We start from the raw sequence: 16382 nt of genomic DNA, 5'->3' as shown, positions 1-16382 counted from the left end.
TGGCCAGAATGACGCCGGGGATGGGTCCTGTCTTGGTGAAGCCTTCATGATCGGACTGGTGATCGTAACCCACGGCGGCCTGGCCTCGGAATTCCTCGCGGCCATGGAACACGTCGTCGGCCCCCAGCGCGGCGTCGCGGCCATCTGCATCGGCCCGGACGACGACATGGAGCGCCGCCGCCGCGACATCGTCGATGCCGCAGGCGCGGTCAACGACGGCGATGGCGTCATCCTGCTGACCGACATGTTCGGCGGCACGCCGTCCAACCTCGCCATTTCCGTCATGGAAGAAACCCGCGCCGAGGTGATCGCCGGTCTCAACCTGCCGATGCTGATCAAACTGGCCAGCGTGCGCGGTCGTGAGCCCATGGAGGCCTGCGTCGCCCATGCGCAGGACGCGGGCCGGAAATATATCTCGGTCGCCTCGTGGGTGCTGTCGGGGGAAAAATGAGCGGCGGCGATAGCCTTCCGACCGCCTCGACGGTCGTCGACATCTGCAACTCCCGCGGCCTGCATGCCCGGGCCTCGGCCAAATTCGTCAAGCTGGCCTCGGAGTATGAGGCCGATATCCGCGTCACCCGCGACGGCGTCACCGTGAATGCCCTGTCGATCATGGGCCTGCTGACCCTGGGGGCGGGCAATGGCTGCGGCCTGACGATCGAGGCCGAGGGCGCAGACGCAGAGGCCGCGGTCGCCGCCCTCCGCGACCTCGTGGCCCGGCGCTTTGACGAGGAAAACTAGAGCAGGGCCTCGACGCGCTCGGACGGCCGGCACAGGGCCGCGCCCTTGTCGGTCACCACGATCGGCCGGTTGACGAGGATCGGATCCTCGACCATCGCCGCCAGCAGGGCCGCATCGCTGACGTCATCGGCGGTCAGGCCGCGGTCCTCGGCCGAGGTGCCCCGCACCCGCAGCAGGCCTTTCAGCCCCTCACCCGTGCGCGTGGCCAGGTCGGTCAGTTGATCGGCCGTCCAGCCGGTCTTCATATACTCGACCACATCCGGCTCGACACCCGAGGCCCGGACCATCTCCAGCACATTGCGCGACGTGCCGCATTTGGGGTTGTGATAGACGGTGACGGTCATGTCGGCCCCTCGGTCAGGGTCTTTCCGGGTGGACGCCTGGTGGAGCCGAGCGGAATCGAACCGCTGACCTCGTCATTGCGAACGACGCGCTCTACCAACTGAGCTACGGCCCCGATCATGCTCGGGCACAGGCGAGCGCGGGACATAGTCGGGCGGGGCTTGTGGTGTCAATGGCGTCTTGCGGGATCACGCGATGTCTGTTCCGGAGCGCGACACCGTCGGCCTTGGCCGAAAGCCCCGGCTCAGGCTAGAAGCGGACATCTGACGCATTTCCGCTGCCAACAAGGATCGACATGGGCCCCGCCATCGCCGGCTTCATCTGCTTTCTGGTCGACTCGATCTTCCTGCTGTTGTGGCTGGCGATCATCGTCTCGGCCGTCATGAGCTGGTTATTCGCCTTTGACGTGATCAACTATCGCAACCGCTTCGTGGCCCAGCTGGCCCATTTCCTGGACAGCATCACCGCCCCGATCCTCGCGCCCCTGCGCAGCATCATCCCGTCGCTGGGTGGCATCGACATCACGCCGATCATCGCCCTGCTGATCATCTCGGGCATCCGCTCCTACATTCTGCCCGCCAGCTGTGCGGCCCTGTATCAGCTGCTGAGCGGAATCTGATGCAGCCGGGTCACGTCTGGGTGCTTTCGCCGCCCGGCCCGAACGCCTAAGGTGCGGGTCCTCCGGCGCTCCGGCGCCCTTGAATTTCGAAGGTCATGACCACGATCAGGACGGTCGCCATCATCGGCGCGGGACAGATGGGATCGGGTATCGCCCAGGCGGTGGCGACCGGCGGCTATGCGGTGCGCCTGTATGACGCCGACCCCACGCGGCTGCCGCTGGCCCATGGCACCATCGCCAACAGCCTGGCCCGCCGCGTCGAGCGCGAGAGCCTCGCGGCGGACGAGGCCCAGGCCATTCTGGGCCGGATCACCGATGCCGCCGATCTGGCCGCCGTCGGCACGGCGGATCTGGTGATCGAGGCGGCGGTCGAGGACGAGGCCGTCAAGACCGACATTCTCAAGAGCCTGACGCCCCACCTCGGGCCGGACACCCTGGTGGCGTCCAACACCTCGTCCATCTCGATCACCCGGCTGGCGTCCGCTACCGACCGGCCCGACCGCTTCATCGGCCTGCATTTCATGAAGCCGGCCCCGGCCATGCGGCTGGTCGAGATCATCCGCGGCATCGCCACCTCGCCTGCCACCTATGAGACTGCGGTCGAGTTCGCCCAGAGCCTGGGCAAGACCACCACCAATGCCGAGGATTTTCCGGCCTTCATCGTCAACCGTATTCTGGTGCCGATGATCAATGAAGCCATCTTCACCCTCTATGAAGGGGTCGGCGATGTCGCCTCGATCGACAAGGCGCTGAAGCTGGGCGCCAACCACCCGATGGGCCCGCTGGAACTGGCCGACTTCATGGGTCTGGACGTCGTCCTGGCCATCATGAATGTGCTGTATGACGGGCTGGCCGACAGCAAATACCGGCCCTGTCCCCTGCTGGTGAAATATGTCGAGGCCGGCTGGCTGGGTCGCAAGACCGGGCGCGGCTTCTACGACTATTCCGGCGACGTTCCGGTGCCGACACGATGAAGGCCCGTTTCGACACCCTCGAGGATCTGCCCGGCCAGCGTCAGGTGACCTGGCGTCGGTCCGGCGGCTGGATCGCCCTGGCGGCCGCACTCGGCATTGCCTGGCCGCCCCTGATCATCACCTTCTTCGTCTGGCCGCCACAGAGCTGGCTGGACGGGCTGAGTACGGATTGGCGCGTGCTGGTTCTGGCGGTCGGCATATTTGCGGTGCCGCTCTGCCTCTGGCTGCTGCGGCAGGAGCGGGATCGCACCGGGCGACCTGCGACCCGGCTCGGCATCGTCTGGCGCTTCATGTTCTACGGAGGTCTGCTGGCCGCCGCCCTGCAGGGCTTCAACGCCCTCGTCCTCTCCGGCATCGGTGCCGCCCGTTCGGCGGATATCGGCCAGGCCATGGGCTATGCCGAAACCGCCCTGCTGATCTTTGGCGTGGGTGGGGTGCCGCTGGCGATCCTGGTGGGCATCAGCTACGCCCTGTGGGCCGGAGTGTGCGCGGCCTTCATTGCCTTCATGCCGCGTCCGGCGCCGGTGCGCGACCGGCTCGGCCTCAGTGGACGCGACACCTTTTAACCTCGCTGGACGACGTTACAGCAAATTTACTTTCTTTCGGCGCCGCTCGCTGCGACCCTCCCCGCCTGATATCGGGTGACCGTCGGGGGGACATCGCACCATGACATCCACAGATCTGCATACCGGACCGGCCACCGCCCGGCTCGCGCCCGTGGCGCCCAAGGACCGGATTTTCAATCTGGACATGCTGCGCGGCTGGGCCGTGCTGGGGATTCTGGCCGTCAATGCCCTGGCCTTTGCCTGGCCGCACATCCTGATTGCGCCCGTAGAAACGCCCCCACCGGTCGACAGCACCATGGCGGATACGATCGGCGTCTGGGTCATCGACGTCTTTTTCGCCGACAAGATGCGCACCCTGTTCACCATGCTCTTCGGTGTGTCGATCTTCCTCGTCGGCGGTGAACGCAGTGATCTGGATCGGGGCGCCCTGCTGCGGCGACGTCTGGGGTGGCTGGCCCTGATCGGTGCCCTGCACGGAGCGCTGCTCTGGTTTGGCGACATCCTTCTGCTCTACGCCATCAGCGGATTTGCTTTCCTGATGTTCCGGTCGTGGTCGGCCCGACGCCTCCTCTGGGTTGGAGGGTCCATCACCTTGGTATGGGCCCTGCTGGCTGTCGGCTTCTACTGGGGCATGGGCAATATCCCGCCCGAAATGGCTGCAGAGTTTGAACAGGGCATGGCCGCCCCGACGCCTGAGATGATCCAGGCCGTCGTCGATACCTATCGGTCGGGCGGGTTCGCCGGGTTCACGGCGAACCTGACGACCTGGGCGACCTTTGCTGTCTTCATGCTGATGATGATTCCGGTCTCGGTCCCTTTGATGATGGTGGGCCTTGGCCTGTTCAAATCCGGCTTCCTGACCGGCCAGTCGCCGATGTGGGTCTATCTGACCGTTCTGGTGGTCGGAGGCGCCAATCTGGCCCTGTCGGCGATCTGGGGCTGGCAGGCCGCCATGGCGCCGGATGGAGTCGACCCCACCGGCGGCTGGGCCCATGCCTCGACCGGCGCGGCGCCGCTGGTCACCCTCTTTTACGTCACTGCCCTGATCCTGCTGACCAAGTTCGGGCTCAGGGTGATCACCCAGGTGCTGGTGCCGGTCGGTCGCATGGCCTTCACCAACTACCTGACCCAGACCCTGATCATGGTCACCCTCTATTACGCGGCCTGGGGACCCTTGTGGTACGGGACGCACAGCACCTCGCAGATGTGGATGGTGGTGGGTGCTGTCTGGCTGGCCCAGCTGATCTGGTCGCCGCTGTGGCTGTCGGTGTTCCGCATGGGGCCGCTGGAGTGGGCCTGGCGCTGCCTGACCTATGGCCGGATGGTCCGCATCTCGAAGGGCGGCGACTGAACCCCGGTCGCATTGCGGGACGGGGGGTGATGGCGTAATCGCCCCCCATGAGCACTGAAGCCCCCACCGACGCCCCGATCACCGACGCCCCCCGCCCTGAGGCCCGGGGGCCGCGGGGCTTTCAGGACCGGCGCGGCGCGGATCTGATCGCCGAGCGCCGCATCGTCGAGCGCGTCTCGGCGGTCTACGAGCGCTGGGGCTTTGAGCCGCTGGAAACCTCGGCCTTCGAATATGCCGATGCGCTCGGCAAATTCCTGCCCGACGCCGACCGCCCGAACGAGGGTGTGTTCGCCCTGCAGGACGATGACGACCGGTGGATGGCCCTGCGCTATGACCTGACGGCGCCGCTGGCCCGCTATGCCGCCCAGAGCTGGGAGACCCTGCCCAAGCCCTTTCGGCGCTACGCCTTCGGCCCCGTCTGGCGCAATGAAAAGCCGGGGCCCGGCCGATTCCGCGAATTCATCCAGTGCGACGCCGACACCGTCGGCTCTGACCGGCCCGAAGCCGATGCCGAGATCCTGGCGCTGGCGGTCGAGGGGCTGACGGCTACGGGCCTCGACCGGGATCAGGCGCAGATCAAGGTCTCGAACCGCAAGCTGTTCGATGGCCTGTTCGGGGCGGGCGGCATCGACGATCCGGCCCAGCGCCTGACCGCGCTCCGCGCCATCGACAAGTTCGACCGGCTGGGCTGGGAGGGGGTCTCGGCCCTGCTGGGGGAGGGTCGACTGGACGACTCCGGCGACTATACGAAGGGCGCTCAATTGCCGACCGCCGTCATCTCGACCGTCGAGCGCTTTCTGGCCTCGGCGGGCCAGGCGGACCTCAGTCGCGCCGATACGTTGGCCGCTGTGGCCGGTGCCGGGGATCTGGGTGCCGTCGGCGAAGAGGCGCTGAAAGAGCTGCAGGCCATCGACACAGCCCTCGGCATCATGGGCGTGGACCAGGCCGCCGTACGCTTCGATCCGACGGTCGTTCGCGGACTGGAGTATTACACCGGCGTGGTGTTCGAGGCGGAACTGCTGCTGCCGACCACGGATGACAAGGGGCGACCCGTCCGGTTCGGCTCGATCGGCGGCGGCGGCCGCTATGACGATCTCGTCGCCCGGTTTACCGGCCAGAGCGTCCCTGCAACCGGCTTTTCCTTCGGTGTATCGCGTCTGGCGGCAGCCCTCAGGGCCAGCGGTCGCGATCCGGCGGGCGAGGTCCGGGGCCCGGTGGTGGTGATCGCCTTTTCCGACGCCGACATGGCCCACTATCTGGGCGCCGTCGCCGAGCTGCGGGCCGCCGGCATCGCCGCCGAACTCTACCTTGGCCGGGCGGGCATGAAGGCCCAGATGAAATACGCCGATCGCCGGGGCGCCCCGGTCGCCGTCATGCTGGGCGGCGACGAAATCGCCGCCGGTACGGTGACGCTCAAGGACCTCGACGCCGGCCGCCGCCTGTCGCAGGCGGTGTCTGATAATGCCGAGTGGAAACAGGCTCGTCCGGGACAGCAGACCCTGCCTCGCGACCAGATGCTGGGCGCAATCCGCGCGATTCTCGAAGGATCGTCAACAACCGGCTGATCGCGGCGCTGACTTATCGACGATCAGTCAAGAAAACGCCGGATTTCGCCTTCGCTTTGATTGACTTGTCCGTCCCGGATCGTATGAATGGGCTTCTCGAAGCGCGCGACGCGATGCGACGCGCAAACTTCGTAGGCGTTTCGGGGAGGAAACGTCCGCTCCTAGACGAGCGAAAGAAGCCCGCCGCGATGTATCCCCCGCGGCGGGCTTTTTTGCGCCTGAACCCTGCCCTGACCCGGGAGGCACCCCATGGCCGATCACGCGACCCCAAATCTGCCATCTATCGATTTCGAGGCGACCCACCGGTTCTATACCGCCCTGGGCTTCGAGACCGGCTGGCGGGACGGCGGCTCGATGATCCTGCGACGGGGCGGCCTGACGCTCGAGTTCTTCCCCTTCGCGGACCTTGATCCCGCCGAAAGTTCGTTCGGGTGCTGCCTGCGGCTGGATGATCTCCAGGCCTTCTATGACCTGTGTCTGGCTGCCGGCATTCCCGAGCAGAGCTGCGGCTGGCCGCGCCTGAAGGCCCCCGCAATGGAGGCCTCCGGTCTGCGTATCGGCTATCTGGTCGACCCCAACGGGTCCTTGCTGCGCCTCATCCAGAACCCATGAAAAAGGGGCCACCCGGCGGATGGCCCCTCCCTCACCTCATCCGGATCCGGCCTACCAGAGGCGGACGCGTTCTTCCGGCGTCAGATAGTATTTGTCACCGGGCTGGATGCCGAAGGCCTCGTACCAGGCGTCCAGGTTACGCACAGGCCCGATCACCCGGAACTGGGCCGGCGAGTGCGGGTCGGTCGCCACCTGGTTCTTCAGGGCTTCCTCGCGGTATTTGCTGTTCCAGACCTGGGCCCAGCCCAGGAACACCCGCTGGGTGCCCGTCGTGCCGTCGAGGATCGGGGCTTCCTCGCCGTCCAGCGACAGCTCATAGGCCGCCAGCCCCAGGGTGATGCCGGCCAGATCGCCGATGTTCTCGCCCATGGTCAGGGCCGGGCGCACCGGATAGCCCGGCAGCGGCTCATAGGTCCCGTACTGGCTGCCCAGCATGGCTGCCCGCTCGTCGAAGCGGGCGGCATCCTCGGCGGTCCACCAGTCGCGCAGCACCCCGTCGCCGTCCGACTTGCGGCCCTGATCGTCGAAGCCGTGGCCGATCTCGTGACCGATCACCCCGCCGATGGCGCCATAGTTGACGGCCGGGTCGGCGTTCGGATCGAAGAAGGGCGGCTGCAGGATGGCGGCCGGGAAGACGATCTCGTTCTTGGTCGAGTTGTAATAGGCGTTCACGGTCTGCGGAGTCATGCCCCACTCGTCGCGATCGACCGGACCGTCCATGCGGCCCAGCAGGTACTGCCAGCGGAAGGCGCCGGCGCGCTCGACATTGCCGACCAGATCATCGGCGCGAACCTCCATGGCGGAATAGTCGCGCCACTTGTTCGGATAGCCGATCTTCACGGTGAAATTGTCGAGCTTGTAGAGCGCCTGCTCCTTGGTTTCCTCACCCATCCAGTCCAGCTGGCGGATGCGCCCGGCCAGGGCCACGCGCAGGTTGGCGACCAGCTCTTCCATCATCGCCTTGGACTCTGCGGGGAAGTATTCGGCCACATAGAGGCGACCGAAGGCCTCGCCCATCACGCCTTCCGAGAAGCTGACGGCGCGCTTGTCGCGGGCGCGCTGTTCCGGCTGGCCCGACAGGTCACGGCCGCGGAACTCCCACTGGGCGTCCGAGAAGCGCTGCGACAGAAAGGGGGCCATGTCGTCGACGGTGTGGAAGGCCTGCCAGGCCTGCAGCACCGGCATCGGGGCGTCGGCGAAGATCTGGGCGATCTTGGGCAGGGCCGTGTCCTGACGGACCACCAGGCGCTCGATCCCGCCCAGACCGGCGGCATCCAGATAGCCGGCCCAGTCAAAGCCCGGCGCATGCGCGGCCAGTTCGGCGGGGGTGAAGGGGTTGTAGGTCTCGTCGCGGTTGCGGTTCTGCTCGGGGGTCCAGTGCGCCTCGGCGATCTGCGACTCCAGGTCGACGATCTGCTGGGCCGTTTCGGCGGGATTGTCCCAGCCGATCATGGTCAGCATGCGCTCGACATAGGCCAGGTACAGCACCTTCTTGTCGGCGTAGCGCTCGTCCAGATAATAGTCGCGGCTGGGCAGGCCCAGACCCGACTGGCTGGCATAGGTGATGTAGCGGTCGGGGTTCTTGGCGTCGTCACCGATCCCGATCCCGAAGAAGGAACCACCGAACCGGCCCTGGGTGCCGCCCATATAGACGGCCATGGCGTCATGGCTGTCGACGGCGCGGATGGCGTCCAGATACGGTTGCACCGGCTGGGCATCCAGCGCCTCGATCCGGTCGGTGTCCATGTAGGAGCGATAGAGGTCCGCGATCTTGCGCTCGTCGGTGCCGGCGGCCAGCGAGGTATCGCTCACCAGGGTGTCGATCATCACCTTCAGGCGGTTGTCGGACAGCTCGCGCAGCAGGGCGAACGAACCGTACGAGGTCCGGTCGCCCGGAATCTCGATCTGGTCGAAGGCCAGTCCGTTCGCATAGCGGAAGAAGTCATCGCCGGGCGCAACGCTCAGGTCGCGTCCCGCAAGGTCAAAACCCCAGGTCCCATAGCTAGGCGCCCCGGTGCCCTTCCAGCCCGAGCCGGCCGGGTCCTGGGCTGCGGTCGGGAACAGCGAGAAAACAGTGCAGGACTCGTTCAGGCACTCGTGCGAGTGACCATCGTCAAACGTGTGCATCTGCTGGGCGAAGGTCGCCGTGGCGGGCAGCATCAGGGCACCAACGGCGGCACCGATCAGAAGGCGTTTCATTCTTGAACCTCTTGTGGATTGGCGCAGCACGGCCACGCCCGGAAATCTCCAGTTCCGGACCCTAGTCGTGCACGGCGCGCAATTCTCTTAAAAAAAGTTCATGATCGGGACCGCCCCGGCATGGCCTTTGGCTTTGATCCCCTCCTGCACTGCAGTAAGCACACCGTATGGCTCCACCCCACGGCGACGGCTCGGAATACAAGGACCTGCTGGTCTTTCTCGCAGCGGCCGGCGTGGTCGTGCCCCTGTTCAACCGCATCAAGATCAGCCCCGTGCTGGGCTTTCTGGCCGCGGGCGTATTGCTGGGGCCGGACGGGCTGGGCCGGTTTGCCAATGACGCGCCGTGGCTGGCCTGGCTGGGCTGGCTGACGCTCGACGACCGCGACCAGATCGCCCAGCTGTCCGAGCTGGGCGTCGCCTTCCTGCTGTTCATGATCGGGCTGGAACTGTCGTGGGAGCGGCTGAAGTCCATGCGCCGGCTGGTGTTCGGCCTCGGCCTCAGCCAGATCGCCCTGGCCACGGCCGTCATCGCCGCCGGCTTCATGCTGACCGGGCAGACCTTCGTTTCGGCCATGGTGCTGGGCATGGGCCTCGCCCTGTCCTCGACCGCCGTGGTCATGCCGGTGCTGGCCGAGCGCAAGCGCCTTCACGGCACGGCCGGGCGCGCGACCTTTTCCATCCTGCTGGCCCAGGACATGGCCGTGGCGCCGATCCTGATCACCGTCACCGTGCTGGCCACCCTGGCCCAGAGCGGCGGCGACCTGAACCCGGCGGTGCTGGGCGCGGCCCTGCTGACCCTCGCCCCGGCCGCCATCGGCCTCGCCGCCCTGATCCTGCTGGGGCGCGTGGTCCTGCGCCCCATGTTCCGCTCGGTCGCCAAGGCCCGCGCCCGCGGTCAGGGGCAGGAGATGTTCGTCGCCGCCAGCCTGCTGGTGGTGGTGGCCGCCGGCCTCGGCGCCCAGGCGGTCGGCCTGTCCATGAGTCTGGGCGCCCTGGTCGCCGGCGTCCTGCTGGCCGAGACCGAGTTCCGGCGCGAGGTCGAAATCTCGATCGACCCGTTCAAGGGCCTGCTGCTGGGCGTCTTCTTCATCGGCGTCGGCAGCGGACTGGATCTGGACGCGGTGGCCGCCGACCCCTGGGGCGTGGTCGCCCTCGCCATTGCCATAACCGTCGCCAAGATCGGCGTGATCTTCACCCTCGCCCGGCGCTGGGGCCTCGGCCCTCTGGCGGCGCTGGAAACTGCCCTTGTGCTGGGTCCGGCGGGCGAGTTCGCCTTTGTCATCCTGACCGCCGGCATGGTCGAGGGTGTGGCCCCGCCCGGCATCACCCAGTCGGTGCTGCTGTCGGCGACCATCAGCCTGTTCACCATCCCCTTCCTCGCCCTGCTTGGCCAGAAGCTGGCCACCCGCCGTATCGAGACCCAGGTCGATCTTCCGGCCGCCGCGCTTCAGCCCCCCGACTCCAGCGGGCAGGTGCTGCTGGTCGGCTTCGGCCGGGTCGGCCGTCTGGTCGGAGAATTGCTCGTCGAGCACAATCAGTCCTTCGTCGCCCTCGACACCGAGCCGGGCATCGTCGCCGGCGCCCGACGCGAAGGCCTGAATGTCCACTATGGCGACGCCGGCCGCAGGGAGATGCTCGAGCTGTGCAATGTCGCCACCGCCCGCGCCCTGGTCGTGACCATGGATGCCCCCGGCAAGGTGGACGAGGTTGTCCAGGCCGCCCGGGCGCTCCGCAAGGATCTGATCATCATCGCCCGCGCCCGCGACGACCGTCACGCGGTGCGCCTCTACAGCTACGGCGTCACCGACGCTGTGCCCGAGACCACCGAAGCCAGTCTGCAACTGGCCGAAAACACCCTGGTCGATCTGGGCGTGCCCATGGGTCTGGTGCTGGCCTCGATCCACGAGCGCCGCGACCGCTACCGCGATCTGTTCCAGGCCGCCCAGCCGGGAACCTCCGAACGGCCCAACCGCGCCCTGCGGCGAGGCCTGTCCGCTGCGACCACCAGCCGCACCGATCCGGAGCCTCAGGGCAAGGCTTAATGCCGCCCGTTCGCATTTTGGTCATGGTTCGGTGTTGAAAGCGCCGTTTCTGCCCTCCCCGGCAACAGCAACCCTATGCCCCCCACGGTCGTTCCCGAACACTTCGGTCCGGCCCGACCGTCAAAGCCCCCTGTGAGTGCCCCCCTTTCATGCGTGATATCGTTCTGAACCCGCCTGCCGACCCCACCGAAGCCGGCGCCCGTCCGCTGAACCGCCGCCAGGTGGCCAAGCAGCGCACGCGCGGCAAGGTCATCGAGGCCGCCCGCAACCTGTTCGCCCAGCGCGGTTATGACGCCGCCACCATTCGCGACATCGCGCGCGAGGCGGGCATGTCGACCGGCGCCGTCTTCGCCAATTTCCAGGACAAGTCGGAACTGTTCGACACCGTGCTGGCCGAGGATCTGGCCCGCCTGGCCGAGGCCTTGACGCGCGGCATCAAGGCCGGCACCGATCTCAAGTCGCGCCTGCTGGGCGGCTTTGTCGCCGGCTATGAGGCGACGCTGGAGCAACTGCCCCTCGTCCAGGCCGTCGTCGCCCGCGCCTGGCATCAGCCCCTGCAGGACGCGCAAAAGGGCCGCGCCCTGATCGCCCCGGTCATCGAAGGGCTCGAAAGCCTCGTCGCCGACGCCATCAAGGCCGGCGAGCTCAAGCCCGGCACCGACGCCGCCCTGATCACCGAGCTGGTGTGGGTCGCTTACCTCTCGAACTACCGCCGCGCCGCCTATGACAGCTGGACGATCGAGACGCTCAAATCGCACCTCGACACCCAGATCGACATCATCCTGTCCGGCCAGCTCACCCGCTAACCGGACCGTCCCCCCGACGTTCCCCGGAAAGGCCGCGACCCCCGTCGCGGCCTTTTCGCTGCGTGGGGGTGGGGGGGAGCGGCGGTCAAGGTAGGCGAGGCGATCCATTTCCCGACCAAGGATGGCATGGCAGGGTCGGTCCCCGGCGGAAGACTCCGTCTCAGCCCAATCGGCCCCTGCCCCTCAGCTCTTCCACCTCAGCGTCTCCGGTTTGACCGGGTTCTGGAATGGCCGCCCCTCGGCGCGGCTGGTCGCCCATTCGCGTTTCAGCTGCTGGTACCATTTGGCCTGTCGGTCGGCGTCGTCGATCCACAGCATGGCGGGGTCGAAGGCCAGGCCCATGTTCTGCAGGTTCACCATGCCGCCGTCCTGTTTCAGGAAGGCGCGCACCCCTTGGCGCAGGATCGGCCGGGCCAGGGCAAAGATCCAGTGATCGGACCAGAACAGCTGGGTAATGCGGGTGCGGTCGGCGGTCTCGGGCGTCAGGCACGTCAGGCCCAGCACCTGTTTGTCGCCGACCTGGATGTGCTCCCAGCGATAGCCGGGCAGGCGGAAGGTGATCTCGGTCTCGGGCGTGCCGCCCAGCAGCCTGTAGGCCCGGCTGTTCGACGAGGGCCGGTGGCGGACCATGGCAAAGCCCTGCTCGCGCGGCTCAAACGCCTTTTTCTTGTCGTGCATGGAGTGGCGCGAGCGCCACCACCATTGCTGATGGACATAGGGGCCGTGCGCCGGGTCCATCAGGCCGACCACCGCATGGTCGATATGGCTGTCGAACACCATGGCCTCGACCAGGCGCGGCGCGGGGCCGTCGGCGCCCGGAAAGACCGGCGGCGGATGGTCGGGCTCGGCCGGGCGGCGCGGGTCCGAGGCGATCCAGACGAACACCATCCCCTGACTTTCCGCGACCGGATAGGCGCGCACGCGGATGCGGTCGACCTCGAACGCCGAATCGTCCGTCAGCGACGGGATGGCCGCGCACTGGCCGTCCGTGCGGAACCGCCAGCCGTGATAGGGGCATTCGATCGTCTCGCCCTCGCCGGCGTGCTCGACCTGTCGGCCGGCCGACAGCGGCGCGGCCCGGTGCGGGCAGATGTCGCGCAGGGCATAGACCTGACCCGACCGGGTCCGGCCCAGCAGGACCGGTTCGTCCTGCAGCATATAGCGCGCCTGGCGGCCGGGCTTCAGCGCCTCTGCGGTCTCGACGAAATACCAGGTGTCTTTCAGGAAACCGCGCCCGAACGGCAGGGGGGCGACCTTCGCGCGGGTCTCTGTCGGGGAGGGGGTCTCAACAGCCGTCATGTCGGCTAGTGTTAGGACCAGAGCTGCCGCAACGCCAGCCTGTGCCATAGCCGCGACAAGGGTTGCGCAGCGAAAGCACTTTGCGTTATAAAGTGATTATCACCCGCTCGCAGGATCTCCGCATGAAACGCCTTCTCCTCGCCGCCGCCCTCGCCCTGATGCCGCTCGCGGCCTGTGCCCAGACCCCGGCGTCTGCCCCGGCCGGTCACGGTCACGCCCACGCCGATTTTGAGTCGGGCCGCTTTCATGTGCGGGTCGAGGGTGAGGGGCGCGACATCATCCTGATCCCCGGCCTGACCTCGCATCCTGATGTCTGGGAACCGCTGGTCGCGCGTCTCGAGGGCGACTGGCGGGTCCATATGATCCACATTCAGGGCTTCGCCGGCGCGCCGGCCATGGACAACATCGACGGCCCCGTTTCCGCCCCCGTCGCCGAGGAGATCGCCCGCTACATCGAGGAGCAGGGCCTGGAAGACGCTGTAGTCGTTGGCCATTCCATGGGCGGCACCATCGCCATGATGCTCGCCGCCCGCCACCCCGACCTCGTCGACCGCCTGGTCGTCATCGACATGATCCCCTTCATGGGCAATGTCTTCGGCGGCGCCACCGCCACGCCGGAAAGCGTCACCCCGATCGCCGACCAGATCGGTGCAGGCATGGCGGCCTCGACGCCCGAGCAGTGGCGGGCCTCGGCGACGGCCAGCATCACCGGCATGGTCCAGACCGAGAGCCTGCGCGCCGGGCCGATCGAGCACAGCGTCACAAGCGACCCCGGCGTGGCCGGGCGGGCCATGCGTGAGTTGATCGTCACCGACCTGCGCCCGGAACTGGCCGCCATCACCGCGCCCACCGAGGTGATCTATGTCGCCTTCAACAATCCCGGTATGACGGCCGAGATCACCGACGGCATCTATGCCGCGTCCTTTGCCAATCTGGAGGGGGTGGTCCTGAGGCGGATCGACGACAGCGCCCATTTCATCATGCTGGACCAGCCGGATGCGCTGGCCGCGGCGATCAACGACTTCCTGGACTGATCGTCGGTATCGTCATGCTTTCGACGGAAATCCCCCGGATGGTGACCTGACAAGGTGTCCGGGGTGATTTCCGTTATCGCTTTTCGGCGCTAGAAGCGTTGAGGGGCACTGAGCGGCCGAGAGGGTGACGATGGCGGGCAACGCCTTTCTGGATCGAATGAAGCGCGGCCCCGGCGGCCCCGGCGAACGCAGCCTTCTGCAGCGCCTCCTCTACTGGGGCGTCGTGGCAGGCATATGGGGCCTGATCTTCCTGGTCGTGTTCTTCGCGGTGTTCGCCCGGGGATTGCCCGACACCTCGGCCCTCTATGACATCGACCGCCAGCCGTCGGTGACCTATCTGGATCGCAACGGGGCGCTGATCGCCGTGCGCGGCAGCCAGCAGGCCCCGCCCGCTGACCTTGAGGCCCTGCCCGACTATGTGCCGGCGGCCTTCATTGCCATCGAGGACCAGCGCTTCCGCTGGCACCCCGGCTTTGACCCCGTCGGCATGGTCCGCGCCATGGTCGCCAATATGCGCGCCGGCCGGGTGGTCCAGGGCGGCTCGACCATCACACAGCAGCTGGCCAAGAACCTGTTCCTGACGCCCGACCAGACCCTGCGCCGCAAGGGGCAGGAACTGATGCTGGCGGTCTGGCTGGAGATGAAATTCTCCAAGGATGAGATCCTCGCCCTCTATCTGAACCGCGTCTACTTCGGCGCCGGGGCCTATGGCATTGAGGCCGCGTCGCAGCGCTATTTCGACAAGTCGGCCAAGGATCTGACAGTCGGTGAGGCGGCGCTGCTGGCCGGCCTGCTGAAGGCCCCGTCGCGTTATTCCCCGGTGTCTGAGAGCGAACGGGCCGCGGCGCGCGCCACTGTCGTGCTCGACGAGATGGAAGAGAGCGGCGTCATCACGCCCGAACAGCGGGCCGCCGCCGTGCTGGAGCCGGTTCGGGTGTCGCGGACGCTGGCGACCCAGCACGCCCAGTATTTCGTCGACTGGCTGGACAAGGAGATCCGTGGCCTGGTCGGCGAACCGACCGAGGACCTGATCGTCGAGACGACGCTCGACCTGACGCTGCAGACCGCCGCCGAGCGGGCCGTGACCGGCGTGCTGCGCGAGAATGCCTCGCGCGGGGTCGAGCAGGCCGCCCTGGTGGCGCTGGACGGCGACGGACGCGTGCGCGCCATGATCGGCGGCGCCTCCTATGCCGACAGCCAGTTCAACCGGGCCGTCGATGCGCGGCGTCAGGCGGGGTCGGCCTTCAAGCCCTTCGTCTATCTGACGGCCGTCGAGGCCGGCTATACGCCGCAGACCCCGGTGATCGACGAGCCGATCCGGATCGGCTCGTGGGAGCCGCGCAACTACTCGGGCCGGTTCATCGGGCGGACGACCCTGTCGAACGCGGTGGCCCAGTCGACCAACACCGTCGCGGTGTCGCTGGCCGACAGCCTGGGCCGCGACAATGTCGCCCGCACGGCGCGACGGCTGGGCATCACCAGCCGGATCGGCCTGGAGCCCGCCATGGCGCTGGGGGCGGTCGAGGTCTCGCCCGTCGAGATGGCCCAGGCCTATGACGCCTTTGCCAACGGCGGCAAGCGGGTCACGGCCTATGGCATCAGCCGCATCCGCACCCGCGAGGGCCGGGTGATCTATCAGCGGTCGGCCCGCGAGAGCCGGCCGATCCAGGCCATCGCCAACCCGCCCCTGCTGTACATGAACGACATGCTGCGCGGGGTGGTCAGCTCGGGCACGGCGCGGTCGGTAGCCATCTCCGGACGGGATCTGGCGGGCAAGACGGGGACGACCTCGGACTACAAGGACGCCTGGTTCGTCGGCTACACCGGCGGCTTCGTCACGGCGGTCTGGGTCGGCAAGGACGACAACACCCCCATGCGCGGCGTGACCGGCGGTCAGGCCCCGGCGGCGATCTGGCGCGCCTTCATGGCGGCGGCCCTGCCCCGGCTGGATGCGCCTCGCATCCCGGACGGTCCGCCCCTGCCCGAGGGCTGGCAGCCGCCGGACCCGGTCGGTGAGCTGATCGGATCGATGGACGACCCCTATGCCGACGAGATCGAGCGCGGCATCGAGCCGACGCCGGAACCGCGTCAGCCCGAGCGGCCCTCGCCCGACCAGCCGGTGATCCGCCCCACGACGCCCCAGCCGGAACGCCGGGACGAAGAGGTCCAGCGCCCCGAACCGGCCCTGCCGCCCGAGAAGAAGGCCGACCCTCTCTTCTTCTAGGCCCCTCT

The 16382-nt window shown here is 67.5% G+C and carries 15 protein-coding genes and 1 tRNA gene; 12 read left to right on the top strand and 4 right to left on the bottom strand.

Annotation, left to right across the window (positions count from 1 at the left end):
* Positions 1-46 precede the first annotated feature (46 nt).
* Positions 47-451, top strand: a complete 405-nt coding sequence (locus V7672_RS08365) for a PTS sugar transporter subunit IIA (RefSeq protein ID WP_335624138.1) — start codon at positions 47-49, stop codon at positions 449-451.
* Positions 448-741 (top strand): HPr family phosphocarrier protein, encoded by a 294-nt coding sequence (locus tag V7672_RS08360; RefSeq protein ID WP_335624137.1) that lies wholly within the window; start codon positions 448-450, stop codon positions 739-741. The genes V7672_RS08365 and V7672_RS08360 overlap by 4 nt, the downstream gene beginning before the upstream one ends.
* Here the strand turns inward: V7672_RS08360 and arsC are convergent.
* Together arsC and V7672_RS08350 are read right to left on the bottom strand one after the other, a co-directional pair.
* Positions 738-1085 carry an arsenate reductase (glutaredoxin) gene (arsC, locus tag V7672_RS08355; protein WP_335624136.1) on the bottom strand — a complete coding sequence of 116 codons (348 nt, stop codon included), beginning with the start codon at positions 1083-1085 and terminating at the stop codon, positions 738-740. The genes V7672_RS08360 and arsC overlap by 4 nt on opposite strands.
* Positions 1086-1122: 37 nt before the next feature.
* Positions 1123-1198: transfer RNA gene (locus tag V7672_RS08350), tRNA-Ala, on the bottom strand.
* 180 nt (positions 1199-1378) lie between these two features.
* On the opposite strand from V7672_RS08350, the gene V7672_RS08345 reads away from it, so the two are divergent.
* The 6 genes from V7672_RS08345 to V7672_RS08320 all read left to right on the top strand — a co-directional run bounded on the left by V7672_RS08345 (position 1379) and on the right by V7672_RS08320 (position 6770).
* Positions 1379-1702, top strand: a complete 324-nt coding sequence (locus V7672_RS08345; RefSeq protein ID WP_335624135.1) for a YggT family protein — start codon at positions 1379-1381, stop codon at positions 1700-1702.
* Positions 1703-1797: 95 nt separating this feature from the next.
* On the top strand, positions 1798-2676 hold the full coding sequence (locus V7672_RS08340) for a 3-hydroxybutyryl-CoA dehydrogenase (RefSeq protein WP_335624134.1): 879 nt from the start codon (positions 1798-1800) through the stop codon (positions 2674-2676).
* Positions 2673-3242 (top strand): phthalate transporter, encoded by a 570-nt coding sequence (locus tag V7672_RS08335; RefSeq protein ID WP_335624133.1) that lies wholly within the window; start codon positions 2673-2675, stop codon positions 3240-3242. Before V7672_RS08340 ends, V7672_RS08335 begins: the two co-directional genes overlap by 4 nt.
* 100 nt (positions 3243-3342) lie before the next feature.
* Positions 3343-4593, top strand: a complete 1251-nt coding sequence (locus V7672_RS08330) for a DUF418 domain-containing protein (protein WP_335624132.1) — start codon at positions 3343-3345, stop codon at positions 4591-4593.
* 47 nt (positions 4594-4640) lie between these two features.
* A complete protein-coding gene (gene hisS, locus V7672_RS08325; protein ID WP_335624131.1) occupies positions 4641-6158 on the top strand; it encodes a histidine--tRNA ligase in 1518 nt (505 codons plus the stop codon).
* Between the two features lie 249 nt (positions 6159-6407).
* Complete coding sequence (locus V7672_RS08320; protein ID WP_335624130.1) at positions 6408-6770, top strand: bleomycin resistance protein; 363 nt, start codon at positions 6408-6410, stop codon at positions 6768-6770.
* A 51-nt stretch (positions 6771-6821) separates the two neighbouring features.
* Here V7672_RS08320 and V7672_RS08315 read toward each other — a convergent pair whose 3' ends face one another.
* Positions 6822-8969, bottom strand: a complete 2148-nt coding sequence (locus V7672_RS08315) for a M13 family metallopeptidase (protein WP_335624129.1) — start codon at positions 8967-8969, stop codon at positions 6822-6824.
* A 167-nt stretch (positions 8970-9136) separates the two neighbouring features.
* Between V7672_RS08315 and V7672_RS08310 the strand changes: the two genes are divergently transcribed.
* Together V7672_RS08310 and V7672_RS08305 are read left to right on the top strand one after the other, a co-directional pair.
* A complete protein-coding gene (locus tag V7672_RS08310; protein WP_335624128.1) occupies positions 9137-11011 on the top strand; it encodes a cation:proton antiporter domain-containing protein in 1875 nt (624 codons plus the stop codon).
* Between the two features lie 149 nt (positions 11012-11160).
* On the top strand, positions 11161-11817 hold the full coding sequence (locus V7672_RS08305) for a TetR/AcrR family transcriptional regulator (RefSeq protein WP_335624127.1): 657 nt from the start codon (positions 11161-11163) through the stop codon (positions 11815-11817).
* Between the two features lie 183 nt (positions 11818-12000).
* Here V7672_RS08305 and V7672_RS08300 read toward each other — a convergent pair whose 3' ends face one another.
* Positions 12001-13116 (bottom strand): aromatic ring-hydroxylating dioxygenase subunit alpha, encoded by a 1116-nt coding sequence (locus V7672_RS08300; RefSeq protein ID WP_335624126.1) that lies wholly within the window; start codon positions 13114-13116, stop codon positions 12001-12003.
* 122 nt (positions 13117-13238) lie between these two features.
* Here V7672_RS08300 and V7672_RS08295 point away from each other — a divergent pair, with 122 nt between their 5' ends.
* On the top strand, positions 13239-14150 hold the full coding sequence (locus V7672_RS08295) for an alpha/beta fold hydrolase (RefSeq protein WP_335624125.1): 912 nt from the start codon (positions 13239-13241) through the stop codon (positions 14148-14150).
* Between the two features lie 130 nt (positions 14151-14280).
* Positions 14281-16374: a transglycosylase domain-containing protein gene (locus V7672_RS08290; protein WP_335624124.1), complete on the top strand. Its 2094-nt coding sequence runs from the start codon at positions 14281-14283 to the stop codon at positions 16372-16374.
* The last annotated feature ends 8 nt before the right edge of the window (positions 16375-16382 follow it).

This window comes from Brevundimonas sp. (assembly GCF_036963785.1).
Lineage (GTDB): Bacteria > Pseudomonadota > Alphaproteobacteria > Caulobacterales > Caulobacteraceae > Brevundimonas.
The sequence above is the reverse complement of the archived record's forward strand: the minus strand, read 5'-3'. Positions and strand labels throughout refer to the sequence as shown.